This is a genomic window from Sulfurospirillum arcachonense DSM 9755, assembly GCF_000597725.1.
GTDB classification, from domain to species: domain Bacteria; phylum Campylobacterota; class Campylobacteria; order Campylobacterales; family Sulfurospirillaceae; genus Sulfurospirillum_A; species Sulfurospirillum_A arcachonense.
Genome location: NZ_JFBL01000001.1, coordinates 264,351 through 288,476, shown reverse-complemented (window position 1 = coordinate 288,476; position 24,126 = coordinate 264,351). Strand labels below are relative to the sequence as shown.

General features: G+C 31.1%; 29 protein-coding genes. 18 read left to right on the top strand and 11 right to left on the bottom strand.

Annotated features, from left to right (window positions below; translation table 11 throughout):
* Window positions 1-71: 71 nt before the first annotated feature.
* The 14 genes from rpsP to K354_RS0101395 all read left to right on the top strand — a co-directional run bounded on the left by rpsP (window position 72) and on the right by K354_RS0101395 (window position 10,218).
* Entirely contained in the window at window positions 72-299 is a 228-nt protein-coding gene (rpsP, locus tag K354_RS0101460; protein WP_024953739.1) for a 30S ribosomal protein S16, read from the top strand.
* Between the two features lie 2 nt (window positions 300-301).
* Complete coding sequence (locus tag K354_RS0101455; protein WP_024953738.1) at window positions 302-547, top strand: KH domain-containing protein; 246 nt, start codon at window positions 302-304, stop codon at window positions 545-547.
* A complete protein-coding gene (gene rimM / locus K354_RS0101450; RefSeq protein WP_024953737.1) occupies window positions 540-1,076 on the top strand; it encodes a ribosome maturation factor RimM in 537 nt (178 codons plus the stop codon). The genes K354_RS0101455 and rimM overlap by 8 nt, the downstream gene beginning before the upstream one ends.
* The gene (gene trmD / locus K354_RS0101445) at window positions 1,076-1,768 is read left to right on the top strand and encodes a tRNA (guanosine(37)-N1)-methyltransferase TrmD (protein ID WP_024953736.1); all 693 of its coding nucleotides are present in this window, start codon (window positions 1,076-1,078) and stop codon (window positions 1,766-1,768) included. The genes rimM and trmD overlap by 1 nt, the downstream gene beginning before the upstream one ends.
* A 20-nt stretch (window positions 1,769-1,788) precedes the next feature.
* A complete protein-coding gene (gene rplS, locus K354_RS0101440; RefSeq protein WP_024953735.1) occupies window positions 1,789-2,148 on the top strand; it encodes a 50S ribosomal protein L19 in 360 nt (119 codons plus the stop codon).
* Between the two features lie 113 nt (window positions 2,149-2,261).
* Complete coding sequence (locus K354_RS0101435) at window positions 2,262-3,119, top strand: damage-control phosphatase ARMT1 family protein (protein WP_024953734.1); 858 nt, start codon at window positions 2,262-2,264, stop codon at window positions 3,117-3,119.
* A gap of 157 nt (window positions 3,120-3,276) precedes the next feature.
* A complete protein-coding gene (citC, locus tag K354_RS0101430) occupies window positions 3,277-4,287 on the top strand; it encodes a [citrate (pro-3S)-lyase] ligase (RefSeq protein ID WP_024953733.1) in 1,011 nt (336 codons plus the stop codon).
* A gap of 8 nt (window positions 4,288-4,295) precedes the next feature.
* Window positions 4,296-4,595 (top strand): citrate lyase acyl carrier protein, encoded by a 300-nt coding sequence (citD, locus tag K354_RS0101425; RefSeq protein WP_024953732.1) that lies wholly within the window; start codon window positions 4,296-4,298, stop codon window positions 4,593-4,595.
* On the top strand, window positions 4,592-5,467 hold the full coding sequence (locus K354_RS0101420) for an aldolase/citrate lyase family protein (protein ID WP_037939977.1): 876 nt from the start codon (window positions 4,592-4,594) through the stop codon (window positions 5,465-5,467). The genes citD and K354_RS0101420 overlap by 4 nt, the downstream gene beginning before the upstream one ends.
* A 1-nt stretch (window position 5,468) precedes the next feature.
* On the top strand, window positions 5,469-6,935 hold the full coding sequence (gene citF / locus K354_RS0101415; RefSeq protein ID WP_024953730.1) for a citrate lyase subunit alpha: 1,467 nt from the start codon (window positions 5,469-5,471) through the stop codon (window positions 6,933-6,935).
* The gene (gene citX, locus K354_RS0101410; RefSeq protein ID WP_024953729.1) at window positions 6,910-7,407 is read left to right on the top strand and encodes a citrate lyase holo-[acyl-carrier protein] synthase; all 498 of its coding nucleotides are present in this window, start codon (window positions 6,910-6,912) and stop codon (window positions 7,405-7,407) included. Before citF ends, citX begins: the two co-directional genes overlap by 26 nt.
* Window positions 7,385-8,167: a triphosphoribosyl-dephospho-CoA synthase CitG gene (citG, locus tag K354_RS13750; protein ID WP_037939975.1), complete on the top strand. Its 783-nt coding sequence runs from the start codon at window positions 7,385-7,387 to the stop codon at window positions 8,165-8,167. The genes citX and citG overlap by 23 nt, the downstream gene beginning before the upstream one ends.
* A 27-nt stretch (window positions 8,168-8,194) precedes the next feature.
* Complete coding sequence (locus K354_RS13745) at window positions 8,195-8,863, top strand: response regulator transcription factor (RefSeq protein ID WP_037939972.1); 669 nt, start codon at window positions 8,195-8,197, stop codon at window positions 8,861-8,863.
* Window positions 8,860-10,218 carry a sensor histidine kinase gene (locus K354_RS0101395; protein ID WP_024953728.1) on the top strand — a complete coding sequence of 453 codons (1,359 nt, stop codon included), beginning with the start codon at window positions 8,860-8,862 and terminating at the stop codon, window positions 10,216-10,218. The genes K354_RS13745 and K354_RS0101395 overlap by 4 nt, the downstream gene beginning before the upstream one ends.
* On the opposite strand, the gene K354_RS0101390 is transcribed toward K354_RS0101395, so the two are convergent.
* Genes K354_RS0101390 through K354_RS0101375 form a run of 4 tightly spaced genes read right to left on the bottom strand, consistent with a single transcriptional unit; the run spans window position 10,208 to window position 14,316 of the window.
* Window positions 10,208-11,257 carry an AbrB family transcriptional regulator gene (locus tag K354_RS0101390; protein WP_024953727.1) on the bottom strand — a complete coding sequence of 350 codons (1,050 nt, stop codon included), beginning with the start codon at window positions 11,255-11,257 and terminating at the stop codon, window positions 10,208-10,210. The genes K354_RS0101395 and K354_RS0101390 overlap by 11 nt on opposite strands.
* 56 nt (window positions 11,258-11,313) lie before the next feature.
* Complete coding sequence (locus tag K354_RS0101385) at window positions 11,314-12,825, bottom strand: tripartite tricarboxylate transporter permease (RefSeq protein WP_024953726.1); 1,512 nt, start codon at window positions 12,823-12,825, stop codon at window positions 11,314-11,316.
* A gap of 9 nt (window positions 12,826-12,834) precedes the next feature.
* Window positions 12,835-13,290: a tripartite tricarboxylate transporter TctB family protein gene (locus tag K354_RS0101380; RefSeq protein ID WP_024953725.1), complete on the bottom strand. Its 456-nt coding sequence runs from the start codon at window positions 13,288-13,290 to the stop codon at window positions 12,835-12,837.
* A 21-nt stretch (window positions 13,291-13,311) separates the two neighbouring features.
* Window positions 13,312-14,316: a Bug family tripartite tricarboxylate transporter substrate binding protein gene (locus tag K354_RS0101375; protein ID WP_024953724.1), complete on the bottom strand. Its 1,005-nt coding sequence runs from the start codon at window positions 14,314-14,316 to the stop codon at window positions 13,312-13,314.
* A 210-nt stretch (window positions 14,317-14,526) separates the two neighbouring features.
* Here K354_RS0101375 and K354_RS0101370 point away from each other — a divergent pair, with 210 nt between their 5' ends.
* Together K354_RS0101370 and K354_RS13740 are read left to right on the top strand one after the other, a co-directional pair.
* Window positions 14,527-14,826 (top strand): hypothetical protein, encoded by a 300-nt coding sequence (locus tag K354_RS0101370; RefSeq protein WP_024953723.1) that lies wholly within the window; start codon window positions 14,527-14,529, stop codon window positions 14,824-14,826.
* A 7-nt stretch (window positions 14,827-14,833) separates the two neighbouring features.
* Window positions 14,834-15,337, top strand: coding sequence for a ribonuclease HI (locus K354_RS13740; protein ID WP_217994594.1), 504 nt, complete (start codon window positions 14,834-14,836; stop codon window positions 15,335-15,337).
* A gap of 19 nt (window positions 15,338-15,356) precedes the next feature.
* Here K354_RS13740 and K354_RS0101360 read toward each other — a convergent pair whose 3' ends face one another.
* The 4 genes from K354_RS0101360 to K354_RS0101345 form a co-directional block, all read right to left on the bottom strand.
* Entirely contained in the window at window positions 15,357-15,578 is a 222-nt protein-coding gene (locus K354_RS0101360; protein WP_024953722.1) for a VF530 family protein, read from the bottom strand.
* Window positions 15,579-15,590: 12 nt separating this feature from the next.
* The gene (locus K354_RS0101355) at window positions 15,591-15,977 is read right to left on the bottom strand and encodes a hypothetical protein (protein WP_156928196.1); all 387 of its coding nucleotides are present in this window, start codon (window positions 15,975-15,977) and stop codon (window positions 15,591-15,593) included.
* 39 nt (window positions 15,978-16,016) lie between these two features.
* Window positions 16,017-17,183 (bottom strand): aminotransferase-like domain-containing protein, encoded by a 1,167-nt coding sequence (locus K354_RS0101350; RefSeq protein ID WP_024953720.1) that lies wholly within the window; start codon window positions 17,181-17,183, stop codon window positions 16,017-16,019.
* Between the two features lie 95 nt (window positions 17,184-17,278).
* Window positions 17,279-17,500: an SHOCT domain-containing protein gene (locus tag K354_RS0101345; RefSeq protein ID WP_024953719.1), complete on the bottom strand. Its 222-nt coding sequence runs from the start codon at window positions 17,498-17,500 to the stop codon at window positions 17,279-17,281.
* A gap of 86 nt (window positions 17,501-17,586) precedes the next feature.
* Here K354_RS0101345 and K354_RS0101340 point away from each other — a divergent pair, with 86 nt between their 5' ends.
* Window positions 17,587-18,438 (top strand): AraC family transcriptional regulator, encoded by an 852-nt coding sequence (locus tag K354_RS0101340; protein WP_024953718.1) that lies wholly within the window; start codon window positions 17,587-17,589, stop codon window positions 18,436-18,438.
* A gap of 4 nt (window positions 18,439-18,442) precedes the next feature.
* Here K354_RS0101340 and K354_RS0101335 read toward each other — a convergent pair whose 3' ends face one another.
* Window positions 18,443-19,471 (bottom strand): YeiH family protein, encoded by a 1,029-nt coding sequence (locus tag K354_RS0101335; protein WP_024953717.1) that lies wholly within the window; start codon window positions 19,469-19,471, stop codon window positions 18,443-18,445.
* Window positions 19,472-19,565: 94 nt separating this feature from the next.
* On the opposite strand from K354_RS0101335, the gene K354_RS0101330 reads away from it, so the two are divergent.
* Window positions 19,566-20,438 carry a LysR family transcriptional regulator gene (locus K354_RS0101330; RefSeq protein ID WP_024953716.1) on the top strand — a complete coding sequence of 291 codons (873 nt, stop codon included), beginning with the start codon at window positions 19,566-19,568 and terminating at the stop codon, window positions 20,436-20,438.
* Here the strand turns inward: K354_RS0101330 and K354_RS0101325 are convergent.
* Window positions 20,435-23,527 carry an efflux RND transporter permease subunit gene (locus K354_RS0101325; RefSeq protein WP_024953715.1) on the bottom strand — a complete coding sequence of 1,031 codons (3,093 nt, stop codon included), beginning with the start codon at window positions 23,525-23,527 and terminating at the stop codon, window positions 20,435-20,437. The genes K354_RS0101330 and K354_RS0101325 overlap by 4 nt on opposite strands.
* A 63-nt stretch (window positions 23,528-23,590) precedes the next feature.
* Window positions 23,591-24,106: a glycine zipper 2TM domain-containing protein gene (locus K354_RS0101320; protein WP_024953714.1), complete on the bottom strand. Its 516-nt coding sequence runs from the start codon at window positions 24,104-24,106 to the stop codon at window positions 23,591-23,593.
* Between the last annotated feature and the right edge of the window lie 20 nt (window positions 24,107-24,126).

The following is a 24,126-nucleotide window of genomic DNA, read 5'->3' as shown; positions in this document are numbered from 1 at the left end:
AAATTATGAACTAAATTAATTTGGGTTTTACTCAAATTAAATAAAACAATGTACAAAACAAAAGGAATGATATGACAGTTGTTAGATTAACAAGAATGGGTAGAAAGAAAAAACCTTTTTACAGAATCGTAGTTACAGATAGTAGAAAAAGAAGAGATGGTGGTTGGATTGAATCAATAGGTTATTATAACCCAATGACACAACCAGTAGAACTTAAAGTAGATGATGAGAGACTTGCTTACTGGAAAAGTGTTGGAGCAAAACTTAGTGATAGAGTAGCAAAGATAACTGCTAAATAATCATGATAGAAAAATTTCTCGAAGAGTTTGCAAAACTTGTAGTAGATAATCCTGAGTTAGTAAGAGTAGAAAAAAATGATGTTGATGATACTTTTTGCGAAGTAACTATTTATGCTGATAAAGTTGACACAGGTAAACTTATTGGTAAAGATGGAAAAATGATAAATTCTTTAAAGACTCTTATCTCAGGTTGTAAAGCTAAAGACGGTAAGTCTTATAGAGTAACTGTAAAAGCAAACGATGAGTAAAAAATCATCTCCTATAGAGGTCGCTCAGATTGGGCGACTTGTAGGTTTGCGTGGCGAGTTAAAACTACATTTGCATAGTGATTTTCCTGAGCAGTTTAAAGCTGGAAAAACTTTTATTACGCAAAAAAATATAACTTTAGAAATACTTTCATACAATGAAAAAAGAGGATTAGTTCTTTTTAAAGGATATGAAAGTAGAGATTCTGCAAGTGTTTTAGTAAACTCGTTTTTATTGACTTCTTTAGAAGCTACATTAGAAGATTGTGAACTTAATAATAATGAATTATTTTGGTTTGATATCATTGGTTGTAGTGTAAAAGAAAATGAGAATGTTTTGGGTGTAGTTACTGAAATAGAGCGAATTGGAAGTACAGATTATATGATTATTAAAACAGATGAAAATCTTTTAAAAAAGAATCTTTCAAAAACTTTTTATATTCCATATATTGATAGATATGTATTAGAAGCTAATAAAGATGAAAAAGTAGTAGTAGTAAAAGATGGATTAGAGCTGTTAGAGAACTCCTAATGAAATTTACTTATGTTACACTTTTTGAGAATTTAATTTCCCCATATTTTGAAGATTCTATACTTAAAAAAGCGATTGAAAAAAACTTATTGAGCATAGATTTTTATAATCCAAGAGATTATACGAAGAACAAACACAATAAAGTGGATGATTATCAAGCTGGAGGTGGTGCAGGACTTTTGTTAAATGCCCAACCACTGTTTGATACTCTTAAAGATATTAAGAGTAAAAATCCTAATGCTTATTTTATTTTTCCTGCTCCTGCGGGGAAACCTTTTGTACAAGTTGATGCAAAAAGACTTGCTAAAAAAGAACATATTGTATTTGTAAACGGAAGATATGAAGGAATAGACGAAAGAGTTGTTGAAACATACGCTGATGAAATTTTTTCAATTGGTGATTATGTTTTAACTGGTGGTGAGTTGGCAAGTACTGTGATGAGTGATGCCATTAGTAGAAATATCAGTGGCGTTTTAGGAAATGAAGATTCTTTAGAAGAAGAAAGTTTTGAAAACAAGCTTTTAGAAGCACCTTCATTTACAAAACCTACGATTTTTGAAAATAAATCTATTCCCTCAGAGTTTTTAAAGGGAAATCACGGTAAAATATCCAACTTAAAAAACGAGATGGCAAAATTGAAGACAAAATACTTCAGACCAGACCTCTTTTCCCGCAGTGATGCGAGACGTTGAAATCAAAAAGGATAAACCCTATGAGAAATAAATATATTGAGTCTTTTGAAAAAGCTCAAGTAGCAGATAAAAATATTCCAGATTTTAGAGCTGGTGATACTTTAAGAGTAGCAGTATTAATTAAAGAAGGCGATAAGCAACGTATTCAAAATTTTGAAGGTATATGTATAGCTAGACGTGGTGAAGGTACTGGTGAAACATTTATGGTAAGAAAAATCGGTGCTAACTCTGTTGGCGTTGAAAGAATTTTTCCAATTTATAGTGATAGTATTGAAAACATTACTGTATTAAGAAAAGGACGTGTTAGACGTTCTAAATTATTTTACCTACGTGGTTTACGTGGTAAAGCTGCAAGAATTAAAGAATTAAAAAAGAAATAATTTTTAAGCGGTTCTAAGAGCCGCTTTCCCTTCTCTAAAATTTTATTACGAATAATATAGCTTTAGTGAAAGGATTTTTGCAAGGCTTTGCTTTGTAAAAAGGAAACTCATAAATGAAAATAGAAAAAGAGTGTTTGGAGTGCATCTACAACCAGTCAACTCGAGTATCTGATTACTTACAAGTCAACAAAACTCAAGCAATACATATATCAAAAATAGCAAATCAGCATATAGAAAATTTTGATTTTAATAATACTCCTCCACATAATGCCACACCTATGTATGAAGAAATAGCAAAATTTTTAGAATTATCAGACTTGTATGCTGATATGAAAGATGAAGCAAGTTTAAGTGCTTTAAAATTTGTTTCTACATGTAAAGATGCAATTAATATGATGCCTGATAAATTAGAAGGTGCTATTAAAGCAGCAATCGCTGGAAATGTAATTGATTTAGCTGCTGAAGTTATGTTTGACCTTGAAGATGAAATAGCAAAGATTTTTCAAAGAGATTTTGATATAAATGATTTTGAACTTTTAAAAGAAAAACTTCAAACTACAAAAACTTTAGTTTATTTAGCAGATAATGCAGGAGAAGAAGTTTTTGATAAAATTTGTATTGAAACTATAAAAGAGTTATTTCCTGATATAAAAGTGTATTATTTTGTAAGAGGCAATCCTATTATAAATGATTTAACAATTTCTCATGCTAAAAAATCTGGTCTTGATGATGTAGCTATACTTGTAGATAGTGGTGTCCCAACTCCAGGATATGCACTTGATTTAGCTTCACAAGATTCATTAGAATTATTTAATAGTGCAGATTGTATTATATCTAAAGGTATGGGAAACTATGAATGCCTTGGGGACAAAAGTGGCTTTCCTTTATATTTTTTATTAAAAGTAAAGTGCCAAGTCGTTGCTCGTGAAATTGGAGCAAATCTTGGTGATATTGTTTGTAAAAAACTTTAAAACTCTCTCTATATATTTTCATTTTATAAAACTTCTAACATTAAAATAATATAAAAGCTAAAAGTAATAAAAATCACCTTTAAATCACCTTAAGAATTTTGTAAGTTATATGCAAGTATAACGTGCTATAATTCGCGAAATCATGGAGTTTTAATATATGAATTCATCAATAAGTTTTTCCCAGTTTGATAACACTAGTAAAATTAGAGTAAAAAAAGTTGAAGCTTTTTTGAACTCTGTTGAATTAGAATTGTCTCCTGATATTGAAGTGTTTGTATCTGCTAAAGAAAAAAGTAAAATGATAGCGTGTGGTGGACTCTCTGGTAATGTTTTAAAGTGTATTGCTGTTTCTCCTGAAAAAAGAGGTGAGGGTTTTGTACTTTCAGTTATGACTGAACTTTTAAATGCTGCAAATGATAGAGGAAGAAAAGAACTTTTTATTTATAGTACCCCAAAAAACATAGCATTTTTTGAAGAGTGTGGTTTTCAACTCATTGAAGAGTGCGATTCAAAAATAATTTTGATGGAAAATAGTAAAAACTTAAAAAAATACAAAAATAATTTATCTCGGCTAAAAAAAGATGGAAATGTAATAGGAAGTATAGTAATGAATGCAAATCCTTTTACTTTAGGGCATCGTTACCTCGTAGAAGAGGCAGCTAAAAAGTCTGATCATCTTCATATATTTGTAGTAAGAGAAGATGCAAGTGACTTTTCATTTAAAGATAGAATAAATCTTATTCAAAAAGGTTTGGCTGATATAGAAAATATAACTATTCACGAGGGTTCTGATTATATTATTTCAAAGGCTACATTTCCGACTTATTTTATCAAAGATAAGTGTTCTATAAATGAGCTTCATGCCAAACTTGATTTAAGTATCTTTAGAAACCAAATAGCACCTTCGCTAAATATCACCCATAGATTTGTGGGAACTGAGCCTTATTGTACGGTAACTAATAATTATAATCAGAATATGAAAAAAGTTTTAGGAGAGAGTAATCCAAAATCAAACAATATAGAAGTTATAGAAATTGAAAGAAAAGAGTATAAAGATAAAGCAATATCAGCCTCAAGTGTTAGAGCTTTATTAAAAGATAAGAAGTATGATGAGTTGTCAAATATAGTACCTCCAACTACATTTGATTTTTTAGTGAAAAGGATATAGGGAATTTTATGAATATATTGAAAAAAAGTGCTTATGCAGGTACTCTAGAATCTAGTGATGCTTATATACATGTAAGTCCAATACAAGAAAATGAAATCAAGTTAATTCTTGAAAGTAGTGTTGAAGAAATCTATGGCGAAGCTATAGAAGAGTTAGTTGTACAAACTTTAAAAGAGATGAAAATAAATAATATTTTAGTAAAAGTACAAGATAAAGGCGCTCTGGATTTTGTTATAAAAGCAAGATTACAAGCAGCAATTCTAAGAGCATGTGAATCAAATGAACCTGTATGGGAGGAACTATCATGAAATTAAGAAGAAGTATGCTTTTTGTTCCAGGTTCTAATACGTCTATGGTTTGTAATGCTTTTATTTATAAGCCTGATACTGTTATGTTTGATTTAGAAGATTCAGTCGCTCTAAGCGAAAAAGATTCTGCAAGACTTATGGTTTTTCATGCATTGCAACATTTTGTATATAAAAACGTAGAAACAGCTGTTCGTGTTAATCCACTTGATAGTCCTTATGGGTTACTTGATTTAGAAGCTGTTGTAAGAGCAGGAACAGATATAGTAAGACTTCCAAAAACTGATACAGTTGAAGATGTTTTAAATATGCAAGATGCAATAGAAAAAATAGAAGAAAAAATTGGCAGAACAAAAAAGACACAACTTCTAGCAGCAATAGAAAGCGCTGAAGGTGTCGTTAATGCAGTTAATATTGCAAGATGTAGTGATAGGCTCATGGGAATAGCATTAGGTGCTGAAGATTTTGTAAGAGATTTACATACTCAAAGAACAAAACAGGGATCTGAGCTTATGGCAGCTCGTTCTCAAATTTTACTTGCGGCTCGTGCAGCTAAAATTCATGCTTTTGATTCTGTTTTTTCTGATGTCAAGGATAAAGAAGGATTTTTAGCAGAAGTAAAATATGTGAAAGGATTAGGATTTGACGGTAAATCTTTAGTCAACCCAAATCAAATTTCAGTTTTGCATGATGCATATGCTCCTTCTCAAACAGATGTTGATTGGTCACTTGAAGTTATTGAAGCTGCAAAAGAAGCAGAAGAAAAAGGGTTAGGTGTTGTTTCTCTTGATGGTCGTATGGTAGATGCTCCAATTATTGCACGAGCGAAATGGACATTAGAGTTAGCAGTTGCTTCTGGAATGATAAGGGAATAAAATGGAAAATACAAAAAAAGCTTTTGCGGGAATTAGTAAAAATATAAATTTAGAAGATAGAAATTCAAAAATACTTTCTAGTATTGAAGAGGCAGTTAAAAAATCTGGATTAAAAGATGGTATGACTATATCTTTTCATCATGCATTTCGTGGCGGAGATAGGGTTTTAAATGCTGTTTTAAGTGTTATAGCTAAAATGGGATTTAAAGATTTGACAGTAGCTTCAAGTTCACTTGCCTCTGTACATGATGAAATTATTGAGCATATTGAATCAGGAGTAGTTACACAGTTATATACTTCAGGTCTTAGAAGTAAACTTGGAGAAGCTATTTCCAGTGGTATTATGAAAAATCCTGTTCAAATACATTCTCATGGTGGAAGAGTTCAGCTTTTACAAAGTGGTGAACTAAGTGTAGATGTGGCTTTTATCGGTGTTCCTTGTATTGACAAATATGGAAATGCAAGTGGATATAAAGGACGTTCAAAATGCGGTTCTTTAGGGTATGCTATGAGTGATGCACAGTATGCAAAATATGTTATAGCTTTAAGTGAAACAATGGAACCATATCCAAATTTGCCAGCATCTATTTCTCAAGATCAAGTAGATTCTATTGTTATGGTTGATGAAGTAGGAGATCCTAGCCAAATAGGTGAGGGAGCTACAAGAATGACAACTAATCCAAAAGAGTTACTACTTGCTAGAAGAACAGCTCGTGTTATAGAAAATTCTGGATTATTTAAAGAAGGTTTTAGTATTCAAACAGGTACCGGTGGAGCATCTTTAGCAACTACACTTTTTCTTAGTGAAAAAATGGAAGAAAAAGGGATAACTGCTAGTTTTGGTTTAGGTGGAATTACTGGAACAATGGTATATATGCTTAAACGTGGTCTCATTAAAACTCTTTTAGATGTGCAAAGTTTTGATGAATTTGCAGCAAAATCTTTAGGAGAAAACCCAAATCACATAGAAATAAGTGCAAATGAGTATGCAAATTTTGGCTCAAAAGGTGCAGCAATCAAGCAACTTGATGTGGTTGTTTTAAGTGCACTTGAAATTGATACCGATTTTAATGTAAATGTAATAACTGGTTCAAAAGGTATTTTAAGAGGGGCTAGTGGAGGTCATAGTGACACAGCAGCTGAAGCAAAACTTTCTATCATTGTAGCACCACTGACTCGTGGTAGAATTCCAACAATTACAAAAAAAGTAAATACAATTGTAACTCCTGGTGGAAGTGTTGATGTTGTCGTGACAGATCAAGGAATTGCCGTTCACCCAAGAAACACTGAACTAAAAGAAAAACTTATAAAAGCAGGTCTTACTATAGTAGATATAAATGAGTTATATGAAAGAGCAATCCAACTTTGTGGTAAACCAAAAGATATAGAGTATACAGATAAGGTTGTAGCACAAATTAGATATAGAGATGGCTCTGTTTTAGATGAAGTTAAACAACTGGCTAAATAGAGTTCTTGAAAATAGAGAACTAAGACAAAAAAAACAGTGGGAATTCATAGAACGTTATAATTCCCCTGTTCTAAGTCTCACTATAAATATTCCAGGGGCGGATAAGCTAAGCCCTGATGCACAGTTTATTTATGGAGTTGCTTTAAAAGAGATAGACTTATTGGGACTTCAAGAGATAGATAAAAATCTTATATGTAAACAGACTGGATGTGAGGCTTTATTTAGTTTTAAAACAGATGCACAAAAACTAAAACTTCTTACATGTAAAATTGAAGAAACACATCCCTTAGGCCGTTTTATGGACATAGATGTTATAGATGAACACAAAAAAATACTTTCAAGAAAAGTTCCAAGAAAATGTTATATTTGTGATACTAATGCAAAAGAGTGTGCAAGAAGTCAAAAACATTCAATCACCCAATTATTAGATTTTATAAGTAAAACAGTAGATGATTACAAAATTAGCTTATAATGCTTTAATCAAAGAAGTAGAACTTACTCCAAAACCAGGTCTCGTTGATAAAGGAAATAATGGTTCTCATAAAGACATGAATATACAAACCTTTTATAATAGTGCTGAGGCTATTAAACCTTTTATAGATGAGTTTTATAAATGTGGAAATGATTTTGATGGTTTACGTAAAATTGGAATAGAGTGTGAAAAAGCGATGTTTTTGACAACCAATGGAATCAATACGCATAAAGGGATGATTTTTTCTTTAGCTGTTATTTGTGGTGCATTAGGAAGTGTAGGATATACATGTTTAAAAACTTTAAGAGGTGAGATAAAATATATATGTAAAGATTTAGTTCAAAATGATTTAGAAAAAGCTTTACATGTAAAGACTCATGGAGAAAGGTTTTATGCTCAAACAAAAAGTGAAGGAATAAGAGGAGAAGCTAGTAGAGGTTATCCAACTATTTTTGAAAAATCTTTGCCTTTTTTTCTAGAACAGCAAAATAAATATGGTGAAGATATAGCTCTTAAATTAACACTTCTTTTATTAATGAGTATAACAGAAGATAGTACTCTTTTTGCAAGAGGTGGATTAGAAGGGCTTCGATTTGTTCAAAAAGAAGCTAAAAAACTTTTACATGTAAAAGATATATCTTTACTTGAAGATTGCCTAAATGAGTTTGATGAAGTCATGATAGAAAAAAATTTATCGGCTGGTGGAAGTGCAGACTTGTTAGGACTTACTTGGTTTTTAGCACAATTAGATATGCTATAATAATCTTTTCAAATTAAAGGATTATTATTGAGGGTTTTGATACTTGAAGACAATCAGATATTATCATCAGGACTTAGCGGTAAATTAACTGCGGCAGGGTATGCTGTTGATGTTTTTTGTGATGGGGCTGATGGAGATAGTGTTTTAGAGTATCAACAATATGATTTACTTATCTTAGATTTAGGACTTCCTGGAATAGATGGAATTGATATACTAAAAAAACTTCGTGCTAATCAGAAAAAAATACTTGTTCTTATAATTTCTGCTAGAGATCAGCTAGATCAAAAAATACTTGGGCTTGAAAGTGGAGCTGATGACTATATTTGTAAACCATTTGCACTTGATGAAGTTGTTGCAAGAGTGAATGCACTTTTTAGGCGACTGCTTCAAAATGGACAAGAGCTTATAAAACTCAATTCTTTAGAGTTTGATAGTAGTTCAAGGACTCTTACAAAAAATGGAAAAAGAGTAGAGTTAAGTAGTCGAGAGCTAAGTGTTTTTGAATATCTTTTAGTCAATATCAATAAAGTTGTAAGTAAAGAAAATATAGTAGAACATATTGCTTCATTTGATGATGATATTAGCCCAACTACAATAGAAACATATATATCAAGGCTTCGTAAAAAATTGGGAGATGAGGTCTCCTTAAAAACAGTTCGTGGGCTAGGTTATATACTCAATCAAATTCATTTATGAAAATTAAATCAATACATTCACGACTTTTAACATGGCTTACAATCCCTCTTGGTTTAGTAAGTTTTTTAGCTTTTTTGATTATCTTTTTCTTATTAAGTAGAAATGTCAATCAACATTTTGATAATGCACTTTTAGTTGCGGAAAAAGGGATGGAAGAGAGACTTTATGTAAAAGATGGTGTTTTAAGATTTGCTTTGCCTCATTTTGGTATAGATATTCAAACGAGTGGAGGAGAAGGAAGTGTTTTTTTTAGTGTAGAAGATGGAAATAAAAGACGTTTAGTAGGACATGAAGATATACCAAAACCTCATACAACGAAAGAAAGAATGTTTTATAATACAATGTATGCAGATCAAGAAGTACGTGCTTTGTATGTCAAATATGAGATGTATAGAAATACAAAAGTATATAATGCAACAATTATAGTCGCTGAAACATTAGAAGAGAGAAGAGCACTTATTAATGAAATTCTTTTAATCACTATTGGTATAACTTTTTTGATAGTTTTTATAGCCATCATAGCATCTATTTTTGCAGTAAAAAAAGGTATTGAACCTTTAGTGAATTTACAATATTTTATAAAACAAAGAGATATACATGATTTAACACCTATAGAAGAAGAGGTCCCTCAAGAAGTGGACTCTTTGATTAAAAGTATAAATAATCTTTTTATAAAACTAAAAAACAGTTTTTTGCATGTAGAAAACTTTAATGCAGATGTTTCTCATCAGTTAAGAACACCACTTTGCGAACTTAAAGTACTTATTGAAACTGACAAGCTTTTAAAAAGTAGTCCCAACAAAAACCAATATTTAAATATCATAGATGGTATGGCTCATACTACACAACAGTTATTACTCGCGGCTAAAACAAATCCAGATGCTTTTGATAGGGATTGGTTTAAACCTCTAAATTTAAGCGAATTGTGTCAAAAAGTTGCAAAGGAAAAAGTTCCTTTTATCCATGAAAATGGTTTTGAATTTGCTTATGAAGTGAGTGAAAATATATGGATAAATGGGGGACCTATCGTCTTACAGGAACTTTTAAGTAATCTAATAGATAATGCCATAAAATATGCTATAGATGAAGATAAGAAACCAATAGGCACAATAACTTTGTCTTTATTGCAAAAAGATGACGCCATAATACTGAGTGTTGAAGATGAAGGATATGGGATACCAAATGAATATCTTTTAAATATATATGATAGATTTTTTAGATTAGATACTAGAAAAGAGGGAAGTGGTTTAGGACTTGGTATAGTAAAGCAAATAGCTGAGCTTCATCGTGCTTTGGTTAAGATAGAAAATAAAAAACCACAAGGGTTAAAAGTGAGTATAATCTTTAAGAGTTAATAAACTTTTTTGCAAAAAGTGGAGCAATGCCCATAACTAAAAATAATCTAAAGACATGATGTAACGCAACATAAGGTAGATTTACAGCAACAACTATAGCAATAAGATTGATTTCTGCTTGTCCTCCTGGAGAAAAAGCCAAGATGATAGAAAGTAAATCAAAATCAGTACTAATAGAAACTATAAATATAAACAATGAACAAACACACATAAGAATAAAAAAGTAGCCAAAAGTACTGAGTATAGTTGTAATAATTTCTTTAAAAGGCACCCCTCTAAAGACAAAACCAACAGAAGTACCAAGGATGATTTGAACAAATTTGATTATTTCATCAGGTGGGTGAGAAGTGACCCAGCCACTAAGATGTGCAATCATACTCACAATCATAGGACCAATCATATATGGAGCAAAAATATTTAATTTTTTAGCTAAAAAAACACCAATAATTGCCATAAAAACTAAAATAAACATATCCGTAAAAAGAACATCTTTTATAGGGGTAGAGATGACTCTGTTACCATCTAAACTAATGCCTCCGACAATTTCTATAATAAAGGGTAAAGAAAATACAATAAGAAGCAACCTTGTAGATTGAAAAAGAGTTATTTTATAAACATTTGCTCCCATAGATTCACCAATAGCAACCATTTCTAAAAGACCACCGGGCATTGAGCTAAAAAAAGCTGTCATTTTATCATGACCTAAGATTTTCCAATAGTAAAAAATTCCACACACTGCAATGATAAATACAAAAGGTAAAATCATAATCAAACTCACTGCATAATGACCTATACTTTGAAATATAGAGGGAGTGAAAGCACTTCCTATCATCAGCCCTAAAATAGTTCTCGCTGGAGGAGATAATACCTTTGGATTTTTAACTGGAATAAAAGGTATTCTTGAAACAATTGCCATAGCTGTAATAGAACCTAATAACCATGGTAGCGGAAGTTTTAAATATATAAAAATAATTGCACCAACTAGTCCTAATAGAAGAGAAAGCAGTACTTGGAAAAAGGGGGTAGATTTTTTGAGCAATTATTTTCCTTAAAAAATAGAGAAGTTAGACTTCTCTATTTTATCATTGATATACTTTATTTACGTTTTTGAATTATTTTTTTGATGATAGTTTGTCCAAATAAAGAAGCTATCATAAGACATAAAATTACAAGGGCAATTGGTCTTTCTAATATGTATGAAAATTCACCACCACTTATTTGGTATGAATGAAGTAATGAACTCTCAGCCATACGACCAAGAAGCATTCCTATAACTGCTCCTGGAACAGAATAATCATAACGTCTGAAGAACCATCCTACTAGTGCAAAAACTAAAACTGTAACTGGACCTGATAGGTTCCCTGTAAGTCCAAATGAACCTAAAGTTGCTAAAGCTAGAACTGAAGGAATCAAATAAGTCATTTTGATTTTTACAACAGAAGCTAAAAGAGGAATACATAAAATACCTAATATAATAAGTAAAAATACCTGTCCAAAGTTAGCAAAAATAATAGCATAAACAACATCCATCTGTTCACGGATAAATTGAGGACCACCTGTGATATTATGCATAGCAAATGCAGCAAGCATAACAGCAGTTGCTCCACCACCAGGAATTCCAAGTGCTAAAAGTGTTGCCATTGAACCCGCTTCACTTGTTGAGTTTGCGGACTCTGAAGCTACGATTCCTTTTGGATTACCTTTTCCAAAACTTTCTGGATCTTTATCTCTTCTTTTTGTTTCCATATATGAAATGAGGTTTGAAACAGATGAGCCAACACCTGGAACTGCTCCAATAAAAATACCTATAATACTTCCTCTTATCAAAATAACAGGATGTTTAAAGGCACTACGAAAACCTTTCATGATAGAAGTTAACCTTACTTTTCTCTGACCTTCATCTTCAACTAAGTAGTTTGTTTTAACAAGTCTAAAAAGTTCACTTGCAGCAAACATACCCATCATAGCTGGAACAACAGGTACACCATCTAGAAGATATTCGTTGCCTAAAGTTCCTCTTAGTGTTCCTTCTTCGTTAAATCCAATAGTACCTATAAGAAGTCCTACAAAACCAGCAATTAAACCTTTTAGGATATGAGTTCCTCTAAGACTTGCTATAAGAGTAATACCCCAAAGGATTACGATAAACATTTCAGCAGGACCAATTTTCAGTACCATGACTGAAAGAGGTTTGATAAGCATGAAAAGCATAATATAACCAAGAAAAACACCAAAAGTAGAAGCACCAAGAGCGATACCTAAAGCTTCATTATGTTTACCTTGTTTTGCCATAGGGTAACCATCAAAGGCTGTAGCTATACACGAAGAAGTTCCCGGAATATTCATCAAAATTGCAGGAACACCACCACCAAATGAACCACCCGTAAATATAGCCGTTAAAAATAGCATAGCTTGTAAAAAGTCCATATATAGAGTCATAGGCATAAAAATAGCCATTGCCATTGATATTTGTAGTCCAGGAGTTGCTCCAAAAACAAGACCAATCAAGATACCAGGAAATACAACCAACCAGTAAGAAGGTTCTGAAAAGAGTAGAGTAAGAGCATCACTAGCAGCTCCAAAATCTATTAAATCTAATGGATTCATATGTGCTCCTTAATAATCAGTTGGTAAGATAGACATTGGCATTGGATAAGGCAACATCTGTGAAAAGAAATAAGGAACTAAAAAACCAAATAGTAAACTATAAATTACAATCAATTTCCAATTTTTTTCACCATGCACTTTTAAAAAGATTGCAGTAAAAAGAGTTGTTCCTATATCAAAACCTAAATATTCTAATGAAAGAATATAACCTGAAAAAATGACCATAGCAGGGAGAACATCTCTGATGCTCTCCTTTTTGCTATCTGTTTTTTCATCTTCACGCAAATATCTAATGAATTCTGCAGCACATAAACCTAATGTCACAATAGCAATAGGTCCTATTAATATCAAATTTTCTATACTTGCTAATGCTTTGTATGCATCATATAAATACCATAGTATAAAAAAAGTAACAGCTAAAAGAACGCCAAAATTGACGCGTTTATCTAGACTTAAGTTTCCCATAAAATCTCCAAACCTTGATTGTTATTTTTTCAGTAAATAACCATATTTTTTATAAACTGCAAATGACTCTTTTAAGATTGCATTTGATTTTTCTGGACCAGTCCATGTTCCACCAATTTTACTTTTTTTCAAAAACTTTTGAACATCTTTTTTAGCTAATGTTTTTTTAATCGCATCTACTAAAGTTGCATATCTTGCAGGGTGCTCTTTTTTCATTTTTGCACTTACAGCAAAACCTCTCATAGAACCATTAAAGAAAGGAAGTTGGTAACCTAACTCTTTTACTGCTTCATTTACTGTTGGTACGTCCCATTTTGGATGACGCTCTTCTTTAAAAATAGCAAGAGGAGTTAAGAACTCACGAATACTTTCACTACCTTCAGCACTAATAGCAATCAAATCAACTTGACCACCAGCAACTGCTGCACGAGCTTTTCCACCACTTTGGTATGTTACAAGATTTAAGTTTTCACTAGGAATACCATGTTTTTCTAATAACATTTTTAAAAGAAGGTGACCACCTGAGCCTTGAAGAACTGCTGCTTTGATTTTTTTAGGTTCATTTTTGATTGTCTCTAAAATTTCTTTTAAAGATTTATATGGAGTTTTACTATTTACTGCGATTAGGTCATAATCATACCACTGGATATTCATATAATCAAAATCTTCAATTTTATATTTAGCACCACCAGTTAGAATAGTGTTTGCTAAGTATGGTGTAAATGTTGAAGCAAATACAGTATAACCATCTGCTGGTTTTCTAAGAACATAATTTGCTGCTATTTGAGTACCAGCACCTTTTTTGTTGATTACTTTTACACGCTCATCAAGTGTATCAGAAAGGAATGAAGACATAGAACGTGACATTCTATCAGCACTACCACCAATACCAAATCCAACAACTAAGTTAATTGGTTTAGTAGGGAACTTGTCTGCTGCTAAACTTGAACTTACAAGCATTCCACAAGCTAATGCAGCTCCTCCTAAGATTTTTGCTGATTTTCTCAGTAAATCAGTTTTTTTCATTGTTACTCCTTAAGTAATATATTTGTTAAGTTATATTATCAATCAAGCCTAGCACGAAACTGACAAATATACGTAGGAGTTTTATCAAAAATAGTAAAAATGACTATATAGACGCTTTATTGGAGAATTTATGCATAAAAACATGAATAATTATTATTTATATTTTGTAACAATTTGATACAATACGGCTATGCTAATAAAAGGAAAATTGTGGAATATATTATCATTCTTATCATGTTAGGTTTTTTATATCTTATTTTTAAGTCAAATTTAAAATCGCAACCAAAGTCAAAAGAGCAAAAACAAGGTGAGATATATGAAGAGTATAAAAGAACAATGGATTCTGAGTTATCGAATTATCTTAACGATAAAGATACGTTAGTTCAAAAGAAAACAGCACTTTTAAAAGTATTTGCAGGAGAATTACATAGAAATATGTTTTTTGATGAACAAGAAACAAGAGAGCTTATCCAAAAGCTCGCAAAATATGAGGTAAATAGTGGTAAATAGAGAAAATTTGAAGATTTATTGTGATGGAGCATGTTCGGGAAATCCTGGAAATGCAGGAAGTGGACTTGCTATATATGAAGGAAAAGAAAAGCCAACTTTAATATATGGTGATTATGAAGAAGAGGGAACAAATAATACAGCAGAATTAAATGCACTTTATAAAGCAATGAGTATCGCTTCAAGTGTAAATTGTCCTAATACAATAGAGATTTGTTCGGACTCAAAGTATAGTATAGAGTGTATAACAAATTGGGCTTATGGTTGGAAGGCAAAAGGCTGGAAGAAAAAAGGTGGAGAGATTAAAAATCTTGAAGTTATTCAACAAGCACATGCTCTTTTTGAAGAGTTAAAAACTAAGATAAAAATCACACATGTAAAAGGTCATGCTGGACTTGAAGGTAATGAGTTGGCTGATCGTATGGCTGTTTATACAATTATCTCTAAAAGTAAGGAGTACCAAAAATACTCTTTTGATACTATAGATGAAGTTTTGGCTTTAAAAAAAGGCTAACAAGAGAACTTGTTATAAGTTAGTTTTTAAAAGTTCTTAACCAAAGGTTTTCTATTTTTTCTCTTGCCCACTCAGTACGTCTAAGAAACTTGAGAGTAGATTTTACAGAGGGGTTAGAGTGAAAACAGTTCATTTTCATGCGTTTATCTAACTCTTCCCAACCGTATTTTTCTTCTAAATCTTCCACTATTTGTTGTAGTTTTATCCCATGAAGTGGGTTGTTTGGATGCTCATCAGTCATATTTGTTTGCCTTTATAAACGTATCATTTTGTAATTTTTATAGTAATTAATCACTTGCATAAGAAGTAAAGCAATAATACCATATATCCAATATAAAAACCATTGTGAAATCATACCTATAAAACCATCTTCATAATAATAATCGACAACTTGAAAAACAAGGAAAAAAACTACACTTGATTTTAAAGAAAATTGATTGTTTGGAAGAAAATCTATGATTTCAAAACCTTTTAGTTTGACTTTAAAAAAAACAAATGCGCTTACAAGAGGAATAAGTGCTAAATATAACAAATATTCCTTTGTGAGCATTTGAACTGTTTTTTCTTGACCAAACATAAAAAGATAGGTTGCTATGATACATACAAATGTAAATACAAACATGTTTCTCGTGTTTATCAAAACTATTCCTATCAAATTTTTAGTGTATTGTATATTTTTTTACTTAATATACTCTTGATAAGCTTCTTTAAGTCGTTTAACACCTATCTCAATATCTTCTAAAGTTGCATTCGTAAAGTTTAGTCTTGCATATGGTGTTGGGGTATCTGTTTTATAAAAAACACATCCAGGAACATAGGCAATATTTTTTTGTATAGCAACATCAAAAAGTTTCATCGTATCAACTGAGTCATTAAATTTTATCCAAAAGAACATGCCCCCTTTTGGAAGTTCAAACTCGATTGCATTTCCAAATTCTTTGCTTAAAGCTTGTGCCATAGTATCTCTTTTAACTTTATAGCTTTTGATTAGAGTGTTTACATGTAAAGCTAAATTACCTTCTTTTATGATGTTGGCTACTATGTATTGAAAAAACTTTGGACTTTGTAAATCAGTATTTTCTTTCATACTTTGAAACACTTTTAAAAATGCCTCATTTGCTCTCATCCAACCTATACGAAAATCTGGAACTAAAGTCTTTGAAAAAGTTCCCAAACTAACACTCAATTCTGGTAAAAGTTCTTCAAAGCTTATGCCTTTGCTACCATCATAACGTAAATCATTGTAAGGGCTATCTTCTATAACGAGTACATTATATTTTTTAGCAAGACGAGCCACTTCAACTTTACACTCTTCTTCCCAACTCCATCCTGTTGGATTTTGAAAAGTAGGGATTGCATAAAAAAACTTTGGTTTTTGAGTCTTGAAAATCTCTTCAAGCTCAGCTGTATCTACTCCTTTACATGTAAGATTTACTTCAACTATATTTGCATCATATAAAGCAAAAAGGTTTAAAGCTGCTAAGTAACTAGGAGCTTCAACAACAATAGTATCTCCGGCATTGATAAAAGCTTTACAAAGGATATCAAGTCCTTGTTGTGAACCTGTTGTTATAAGTATCTCTTTATCATTTGAGTTTGTATATGTCTGTGCCAACTCTTCTCTTAGTGAACATGCCCCTTGTGCTTGACTATACTGATACATACTTCTTGGTTGTGTATCTAAAGAGTGATTTATCTCTTGTTTGATAAGCTCATGAGGAAAAAGTGATTCATCAGGGAGTCCGCCTGCAAAAGAGATTATATCTGCATGACCTATGACATCTAAAATTTTTCTCGTAAAAGAACGTGGTGCATTTTTAACTCTGTCTGCAAGTAGTGTATTCATTATGTATCCTATCTATTTTTTGATAATAGAATATTAGCTACATGTAAAGAAATTAACTACATAAAAAATAGCTTTTTGTTTGTCGAAATGTGCTATTATAATAATATGTTTTTTATATTTTTGTATTCTTCTTCGCTTATATCACCGTTTGCAAATCTTTTTTTTGCAATAAACAGAGCTTTCTCATCACTATTTTTAGTTTTTTTTCTTTTATCCACTATATAACTAAAAACAGCGAAAAGCATTCCTAAAATAACAATCCAAAAAATAAATCCTGGCATAAAAAAACCATGTCCCATAAATGCATGTCCATACATAGTATCTCCTTCTATTTATAATACAGTATAAAGCAATAATATTAATAGTATGTTAATAGTTTAAAATAAATAGAGTATAATTTCTCATGAAAAAAGATACAAGAAATGACCATAAACAAAGAATTAATGATGTACTAAACCATATACATGCTGATATTTCAGATGCTCATAGTGTAGAAAGCTTAGCATTAAAAGCATCCATGTCACAATTTCATTTTAATAGAGTGTTTAAAAAGATGATGGGTGAGAGTGTACATACGTATGTAAGAAGAGTACGTCTTGAACATGCAGCAAATTTTTTGATTTTTAATCCAGACTCTAGTATCTCTGAGATATTGAGAGAAGCAGGTTTTGTATCTAACTCTTCTTTTACCCATGCCTTTAAAGAGTGCTTTGGCGTGACTCCTTCTAAGTGGAGAGAGATTGATATCCCACAAGATATTAGTGATAATATAGCAGAGATAAATCCCTTACATGTAGAGATTGGATATGTGCCTAAAAAGAGGGTTGCATATGTGCGTCATAGAGGTTATAACAAAAGTATAAAAGAGGCTTGGCAAAGACTTGAAGAGTGGTGTAATTCCAATGGCATGGATTTTTCAGAGTTCCCTATGATTGGACTTCATCATAGCAATCCAAATATAGTGAAAAAAGAAGATTGCCATTATGTTGCCTGTTTAGAAGTTAATGATGAGGTATATAGAAGTGGTAATATAGGAGTGATGTATATTCCTCGCATGTTTTGTGCAAAATTTTCTTTAGTTGGTAAGTACGGTGATTTGATGAAGTATATGGATTATATCTATTATCAGTGGTTACCAAATAGTCATTATGAAAAAGTACATCTTCCCTCAATGGCTATTTATCATAAAAACCATTTTATAAGAGAAGATGAAAAGTTTGAACTTGACTTTTATGTGCCAATAAGACATAAATAAAATATTAGGCAATACTCATAGAAAATTTTGTTATATAGTATCCATCAACAATTAACCAAGCAAATAATATTGTTGCAAGATAAATTGGTTTAAATCCTACGCCTTTAAACTTTTTAAAACTAGTTTCCATTCCAAGAGCACTCATAGCCATAGTCAAAGCAAATGTATCAAGAGCATTTATATCTTGTACTAAAGTATTTGGCAATAGTGCTAAAGAATTAAATCCTGCAACACCAATAAAACCAATAGCAAACCAGGGAATAGTAATTTTTGATTTGTTTTGTTTTGTGCTTTTTTTCTTTGATAACCATAATCCTAAGAAGATCAAAAAAGGAGCAATCATCATAACTCTAAGCATTTTTACTATAACAGCATTATTAGAAACTTCTGTCCCTAAAGTATTTCCAGCAGCTGCAACGTGTGCTACTTCGTGGATTGTTCCACCTATATATATTCCCATGCCAGTAGGGGTTAAATCTAAAAAACCAGTTTGATATAAAAAAGGATATAAAAACATAGCTATTGTTCCAAAAACTACAACAGTTGAAACAGCAATAGCACTTTTGTGAGGCTCACTTTTTAATACAGGCTCCGTTGCAAGAACTGCAGCTGCCCCACAAATAGAACTACCAGCTGTTACAAGTATGGTTGTGTCAATATCAAGTTTTAAGATTTTAGTTCCTACAATATAACCAATAAAAAAGGTTAAAGACACGACTAGTACACTTGTAAGAATTCCTTCTATACCAACTTGTGCTATATTTTGAAAAGTAACTCTAAATCCATAAAAAACAATAGCTGTTCTTAAAAGTGTTTTTGTTGAAAAGTTTATACCACCTATCCACTCTTGAGGTAATTTATTTCTTAGCGTATTTGCATAGATGATTCCTAAAGTTATACCTATAATCAGTGGGCTAATACTTAAATGCTTAAAAAAAGCAAAATCTGATATATACATAGCTGCCATTGCAAAGAGTGCAACAAACAGTAAACCATTGAGTGTGTTTTGTCTATTTTGTTTTGAAAATGCCATATGAATCCTTTAACATGATTATATTACTTGGGTATTTATTTGTAAAATATATTAAACTTGATATAATCATTTATATTTTTAATAAAGGTGTTGAATGACTTTAAAAGAGATAGAGCTATTTTATATGTTGAGTGAAAATCCTCATGTTTCACAGTTATCTAAAAAGATTTTATTGAGTCAATCTGCTATATCATTAGCCATTAAATCACTTGAAGCAAAGTTAGGCGAACCACTCTTTGATAGGATAGGAAAAAAACTTATACTCAATGAGAGAGGAAGAGATTTTAAAGAAAAAACCTATCAAAGTTTTTTATCCCTAAAAGATGCACAAAACTTTTTTAAAGAAGAAAAAATTTCTGGAGCTTTACATGTAGCTGCTAGTAAAACAATAGGAAATTTTATAATGCCTCAAATTTTATATGATTTTCTTTTAAAATATGAAAATATAGATATAAATAAAGAAGTTAAAAATTCATCTCAAATAATAGAAATGGTAAAAAATGGTAAATTAGACATAGGTTTTATAGAATCAGAATGTAATGAAGAAGATATTATAAAAGAGGTCATGGGTGAAGATGAACTAGTAGTTGTAACGAGCGACCAAGCATTACCAAGTAAAATGTATTTAGACGAGCTATATAATAAAAAATGGATACTTAGAGAGAAGGGCTCAGGCACAAGAGAAGTATTTTTAAATGAAATTGGGGCGTTAGCGAAAGATTTAAAAATCTTTATGGAGTATCTGGATTTTGCAGAGATAAAAGAGTTACTAAAAAGAAATATAGAAGTGGTTACATGTATATCGAAAGTAGCTATAAAAAAAGAGTTAAAAGATAGAGATTTAAAACAAATCAAGCTAATTAATATTGATGTAAAGAGAAACTTTTACTGTATCTATCATAAAAATAAATATAAAAGCAAACTGTTTGAGACTTTCAAACAGTTTGCAAAGAAGGGTTTTAACTAGTCGTCTTTTGCAAATCTTCTTTTATGAAGTACTGCAAAAAATGTAGGAACATAAATAAGATTTAAAATCGTTCCCCATGCAAGTCCAAAACCAAGTGAAATTCCGAGTGGTTGGAAGATAGCTGCTTCTCCTGCAGGAAAGAAAATAAGAGTTGAAAGACCTATTAGAGTTGTTATGGTTGTTAGAAAAATTGGTCTTAAACGTTTTGTTGCTTCTTTATATAAATCTTCTACATTCTTCACTTTTTGAAGATAAGTCATCATGATAATACCATCGTTTATAACAACCCCTGCAAGTCCAAGAGCCCCAATAATGGAAGGCATTGTAAGATTTAAATCCATTATAAAATGTCCTATTAAAACCCCTAAGAAAGAAAAAGGAATAACAGACATAAGTATAAAAGTATCTCTAAATGAGTTAAAAAGATATAACATACTTAAAGAAATTAAAAGAAGAGCAATAGAAGTTGCTGAAATCATATCGTTTCTTAGTTCCTCATTTTTTTTCTTCGCCCCTAAAAATTTTATTGTTACGCCTTTGTTTTTGAGCTCATCTATAACAGGTTGTATTTTATCAAGTGCTTCACCTGCTGTGATTATTTTTGTGTCTACGTTTGAGTAAACATAAAATGTCTTATCACCATAGTCTTTAGAAACTTTTTCAAAGGACTTTATTATCTCATAATCAACAACTTCTTTAAGTACAACGTTTCTTCCATCGCTTAAACGTATTTTCATATTGTTAAGAGTTTTGATATCGTCTTTGTTGATACTTTCTACTTTTATCTCTAGAAGATCTTTATCATCAAAGGCAGATGTTTTCTTTTTTGATAAGAATATGTTTGAGAGTGTATTCCCTAAACTTTTTTCATCAATTCCTAATGATTCTCCATAAGAGTTTATTTTGAGTTTTATTTCATCTATACCTATTTTTGCACTATTTGTAACAGAGACAATACCATCTAGCTTGTTAAGTGCCCCTTGAATTTTTTTAATTGAATCAATAATCTCTTGATTGTTATTAGAAATAATACCAATTTTGATATCTGATTTTACAGGTCCTGCTTTTCTTTGGAGTACAAAGATTTCATCTAAGTTATACTTTTCTTTATAATGTTGTTTTTTCAAAAATTTCTTTAGTTTTTTGGAAAGTACAAAAGAACTTGTTTCTCTAATCCTCTCACTATCATCATAATAAAAACTAAGATAAGGGGTTATGTACTTATCAAAAGCACTTTGTGGAGTCATCTTGTAAAGCTCTAATGTAATAAACATAACATAAGGGTAGTTTTCACTTGAGCTTTCAGCATTTCTTCTGTATCCGGCTAAAGAAGAGATAGTTTTTATCTCAAAATCATCTTTTTTCTTATAAAAATCTTTTGAAATTTCATTGACTATTTTATAAGAGTCTTCTATAGGCGTATTGATATTTGCTTTTAAAGAAATGTTGATAGTAGTAGAATCAAATCGAGGAAACATTTGAAATTTTGCGTGTTTTATACCTAAAAAAGTTAAAACCGGAATCATAATTAAAAACAAAAATAGAAAAGTTTTTCTATAGTGAATATGCTTATGTATAATAGTACTGTATATACGGTTTGCTCTTTCCCAGGACAAAGCACGGGACTCTTTTTTAAGAGTATGAGCAGCGTGTAGTGGTAAAAAGATAAATGACTCTATAAGTGAAGCTATAATAAGTGATGAAACTGCTATAGGGATAAGTTTTATAAACTCTCCCATGGTTCCACTTATCATTAAAAGAGGGATAAAGGCAAAAAGAGTTGTTATTGAAGCTAAAATCACTGGTTTTGCCATCTCCGTTGCACCTTTTATAGCAGCTTCATGAGGCTCCATACCTTCTTCAACTTTTTGTTGAATATTTTCAGCAACCACGATAGCATCATCAACTACAATACCAAGCGCAACTAAGACACCAACTAAGGAAATCATATTTATGGTATAACCAAAAAGATGAAAATAAATCACAGCCATTACAAAAGAAGTTGGTATACCAATACCTACAATTATAGCCATACGAGTATTAATAAGGATGATGAGTAAAATAATGATTAATATAAGACCAAAAAGGATGTTTGATACAACTATATTGAGTCTATCTTTAATTCTTTGTGAATTATCATTGTGCAGTATAAAGTCGACATTTTTATACTGATTTTGAAGTTTTTTGACTAAAGTGCTAATATTCTTTTTAGCATTGAGTGCATTTCCTGTTTCTGTTTGAGAAATTGCTAAAGATAAAGAAGCTCCAGTATTGATTGATGAGAGAGTGGATGCATCTTCATATCTTTTTTCTACTGTAGCAATATCACTTAAATAGATTTTTTTACCATCAACCTTTAAAAGAGTATCTTGCATGGCCTGAGAATTTTTTTTGCCATTATAGGTTGATAAATAGTAGTGTTTTCCATGGCCTTCAATCTTACCTACGGGAAAGATATAGGAGATGCCAGCAATGGCATTAAAAACAGAGTCTTTGTTAAGTCCAAAACTCTCTATTTTTTTTTCATCTATTTGAATATTATAATACATGTCAGAATCACCATATATTGTAACTTCTGAAATGTCGTTAACTGATAACACTTTTGTTTTTAAATCTTTTGCAAAATCAATGAGTTCAGATAGGTTTTTTTCTTTTGATGTAATAGAAATAGTCATTAAACTTTTCCCAGTAACCACAACAGATACCCTTGGATCGTTCATATCTTCAGGAAAGTTTTGTTTTACTATATCTATAGAGTCTTTTATCTTAGCTGCTACATCGTATTTGTTTAGACCTTCAATGAGTTCTACATTTATCTTAAAGCTACCAGGGATGATAGTAGAAGTCATCTCATTGATACCTTCTATACTTTTTAATTCATCTTCTATTTCACGAACGGCAATTTTATCTAAAATATCTATTGAAGCACCACTATAGCTCCCTGAGATACCAATCTTATCTAATTCAAATGTTGGAAATATTTCTTTTGGAGTTTTTGTATAAGAGATAACTCCAATCAAACATATTAAGAAAAATAAGACATAATTCATTTTTGAATTATTTATAAAAAACTGTATGATTTTATCCATAAAAATACCCTAAATTATTAAATTAGGGTATTTTATCGTATGAGTGTTAACAAACTTATAATACTAATAATGAATTGTTTTATTTATAGAAATATATCTTAATTTTCTTGGTGCAACTTTTACTATTTTGTGACCGTTATAGTATCCTATATTTTTATACCCTACAAATCTCTCTTCACTAGTTTGTGTATATCTTGTAGAACATCTTTGTTGTGTCTCATAACTTCTATAAGAGTCTCTTCTTTGGTTATTTGAAAGATTATGGCCTACCATAGTTCCTATAAGTGCACCACCTATAGTTGCAACTGTTTTACCTCTACCTTTGCCTACTTGATTTCCTAGTATTCCTCCTGCAACTCCTCCTATTAAAGTACCAAATGGATTTGAAGAGTTTCTATGACTACTTCTATAGCGTTGCACTGGAACTTGTTCATCCCAACACTCTTGGTAAGGAACACTTGTAGTCACTGTTTTATATATTGGTTTAGAGTGTGTTACTTTTACTTTCTCTGATGAAGTGAATGAGCCTGCACTAAGTGAGATTGCAGCTACTGTTAAAATTATTGCTATCTTTTTCATTTTAAATCCTTTTTATTTTA

Coding starts and splice junctions, on each gene's coding strand:
- rpsP (WP_024953739.1), top strand. CDS start 72: ATGACAGTTGTTAGATTAACAAGAATGGGTAGAAAGAAAAAACCTTTT.
- K354_RS0101455 (WP_024953738.1), top strand. CDS start 302: ATGATAGAAAAATTTCTCGAAGAGTTTGCAAAACTTGTAGTAGATAAT.
- rimM (WP_024953737.1), top strand. CDS start 540: ATGAGTAAAAAATCATCTCCTATAGAGGTCGCTCAGATTGGGCGACTT.
- trmD (WP_024953736.1), top strand. CDS start 1,076: ATGAAATTTACTTATGTTACACTTTTTGAGAATTTAATTTCCCCATAT.
- rplS (WP_024953735.1), top strand. CDS start 1,789: ATGAGAAATAAATATATTGAGTCTTTTGAAAAAGCTCAAGTAGCAGAT.
- K354_RS0101435 (WP_024953734.1), top strand. CDS start 2,262: ATGAAAATAGAAAAAGAGTGTTTGGAGTGCATCTACAACCAGTCAACT.
- citC (WP_024953733.1), top strand. CDS start 3,277: ATGAATTCATCAATAAGTTTTTCCCAGTTTGATAACACTAGTAAAATT.
- citD (WP_024953732.1), top strand. CDS start 4,296: ATGAATATATTGAAAAAAAGTGCTTATGCAGGTACTCTAGAATCTAGT.
- K354_RS0101420 (WP_037939977.1), top strand. CDS start 4,592: ATGAAATTAAGAAGAAGTATGCTTTTTGTTCCAGGTTCTAATACGTCT.
- citF (WP_024953730.1), top strand. CDS start 5,469: ATGGAAAATACAAAAAAAGCTTTTGCGGGAATTAGTAAAAATATAAAT.
- citX (WP_024953729.1), top strand. CDS start 6,910: ATGAAGTTAAACAACTGGCTAAATAGAGTTCTTGAAAATAGAGAACTA.
- citG (WP_037939975.1), top strand. CDS start 7,385: ATGATTACAAAATTAGCTTATAATGCTTTAATCAAAGAAGTAGAACTT.
- K354_RS0101395 (WP_024953728.1), top strand. CDS start 8,860: ATGAAAATTAAATCAATACATTCACGACTTTTAACATGGCTTACAATC.
- K354_RS0101385 (WP_024953726.1), bottom strand. CDS start 12,825: ATGAATCCATTAGATTTAATAGATTTTGGAGCTGCTAGTGATGCTCTT.
- K354_RS0101380 (WP_024953725.1), bottom strand. CDS start 13,290: ATGGGAAACTTAAGTCTAGATAAACGCGTCAATTTTGGCGTTCTTTTA.
- K354_RS0101375 (WP_024953724.1), bottom strand. CDS start 14,316: ATGAAAAAAACTGATTTACTGAGAAAATCAGCAAAAATCTTAGGAGGA.
- K354_RS0101360 (WP_024953722.1), bottom strand. CDS start 15,578: ATGACTGATGAGCATCCAAACAACCCACTTCATGGGATAAAACTACAA.
- K354_RS0101350 (WP_024953720.1), bottom strand. CDS start 17,183: ATGAATACACTACTTGCAGACAGAGTTAAAAATGCACCACGTTCTTTT.
- K354_RS0101345 (WP_024953719.1), bottom strand. CDS start 17,500: ATGTATGGACATGCATTTATGGGACATGGTTTTTTTATGCCAGGATTT.
- K354_RS0101340 (WP_024953718.1), top strand. CDS start 17,587: ATGAAAAAAGATACAAGAAATGACCATAAACAAAGAATTAATGATGTA.
- K354_RS0101335 (WP_024953717.1), bottom strand. CDS start 19,471: ATGGCATTTTCAAAACAAAATAGACAAAACACACTCAATGGTTTACTG.
- K354_RS0101330 (WP_024953716.1), top strand. CDS start 19,566: ATGACTTTAAAAGAGATAGAGCTATTTTATATGTTGAGTGAAAATCCT.
- K354_RS0101325 (WP_024953715.1), bottom strand. CDS start 23,527: ATGGATAAAATCATACAGTTTTTTATAAATAATTCAAAAATGAATTAT.
- K354_RS0101320 (WP_024953714.1), bottom strand. CDS start 24,106: ATGAAAAAGATAGCAATAATTTTAACAGTAGCTGCAATCTCACTTAGT.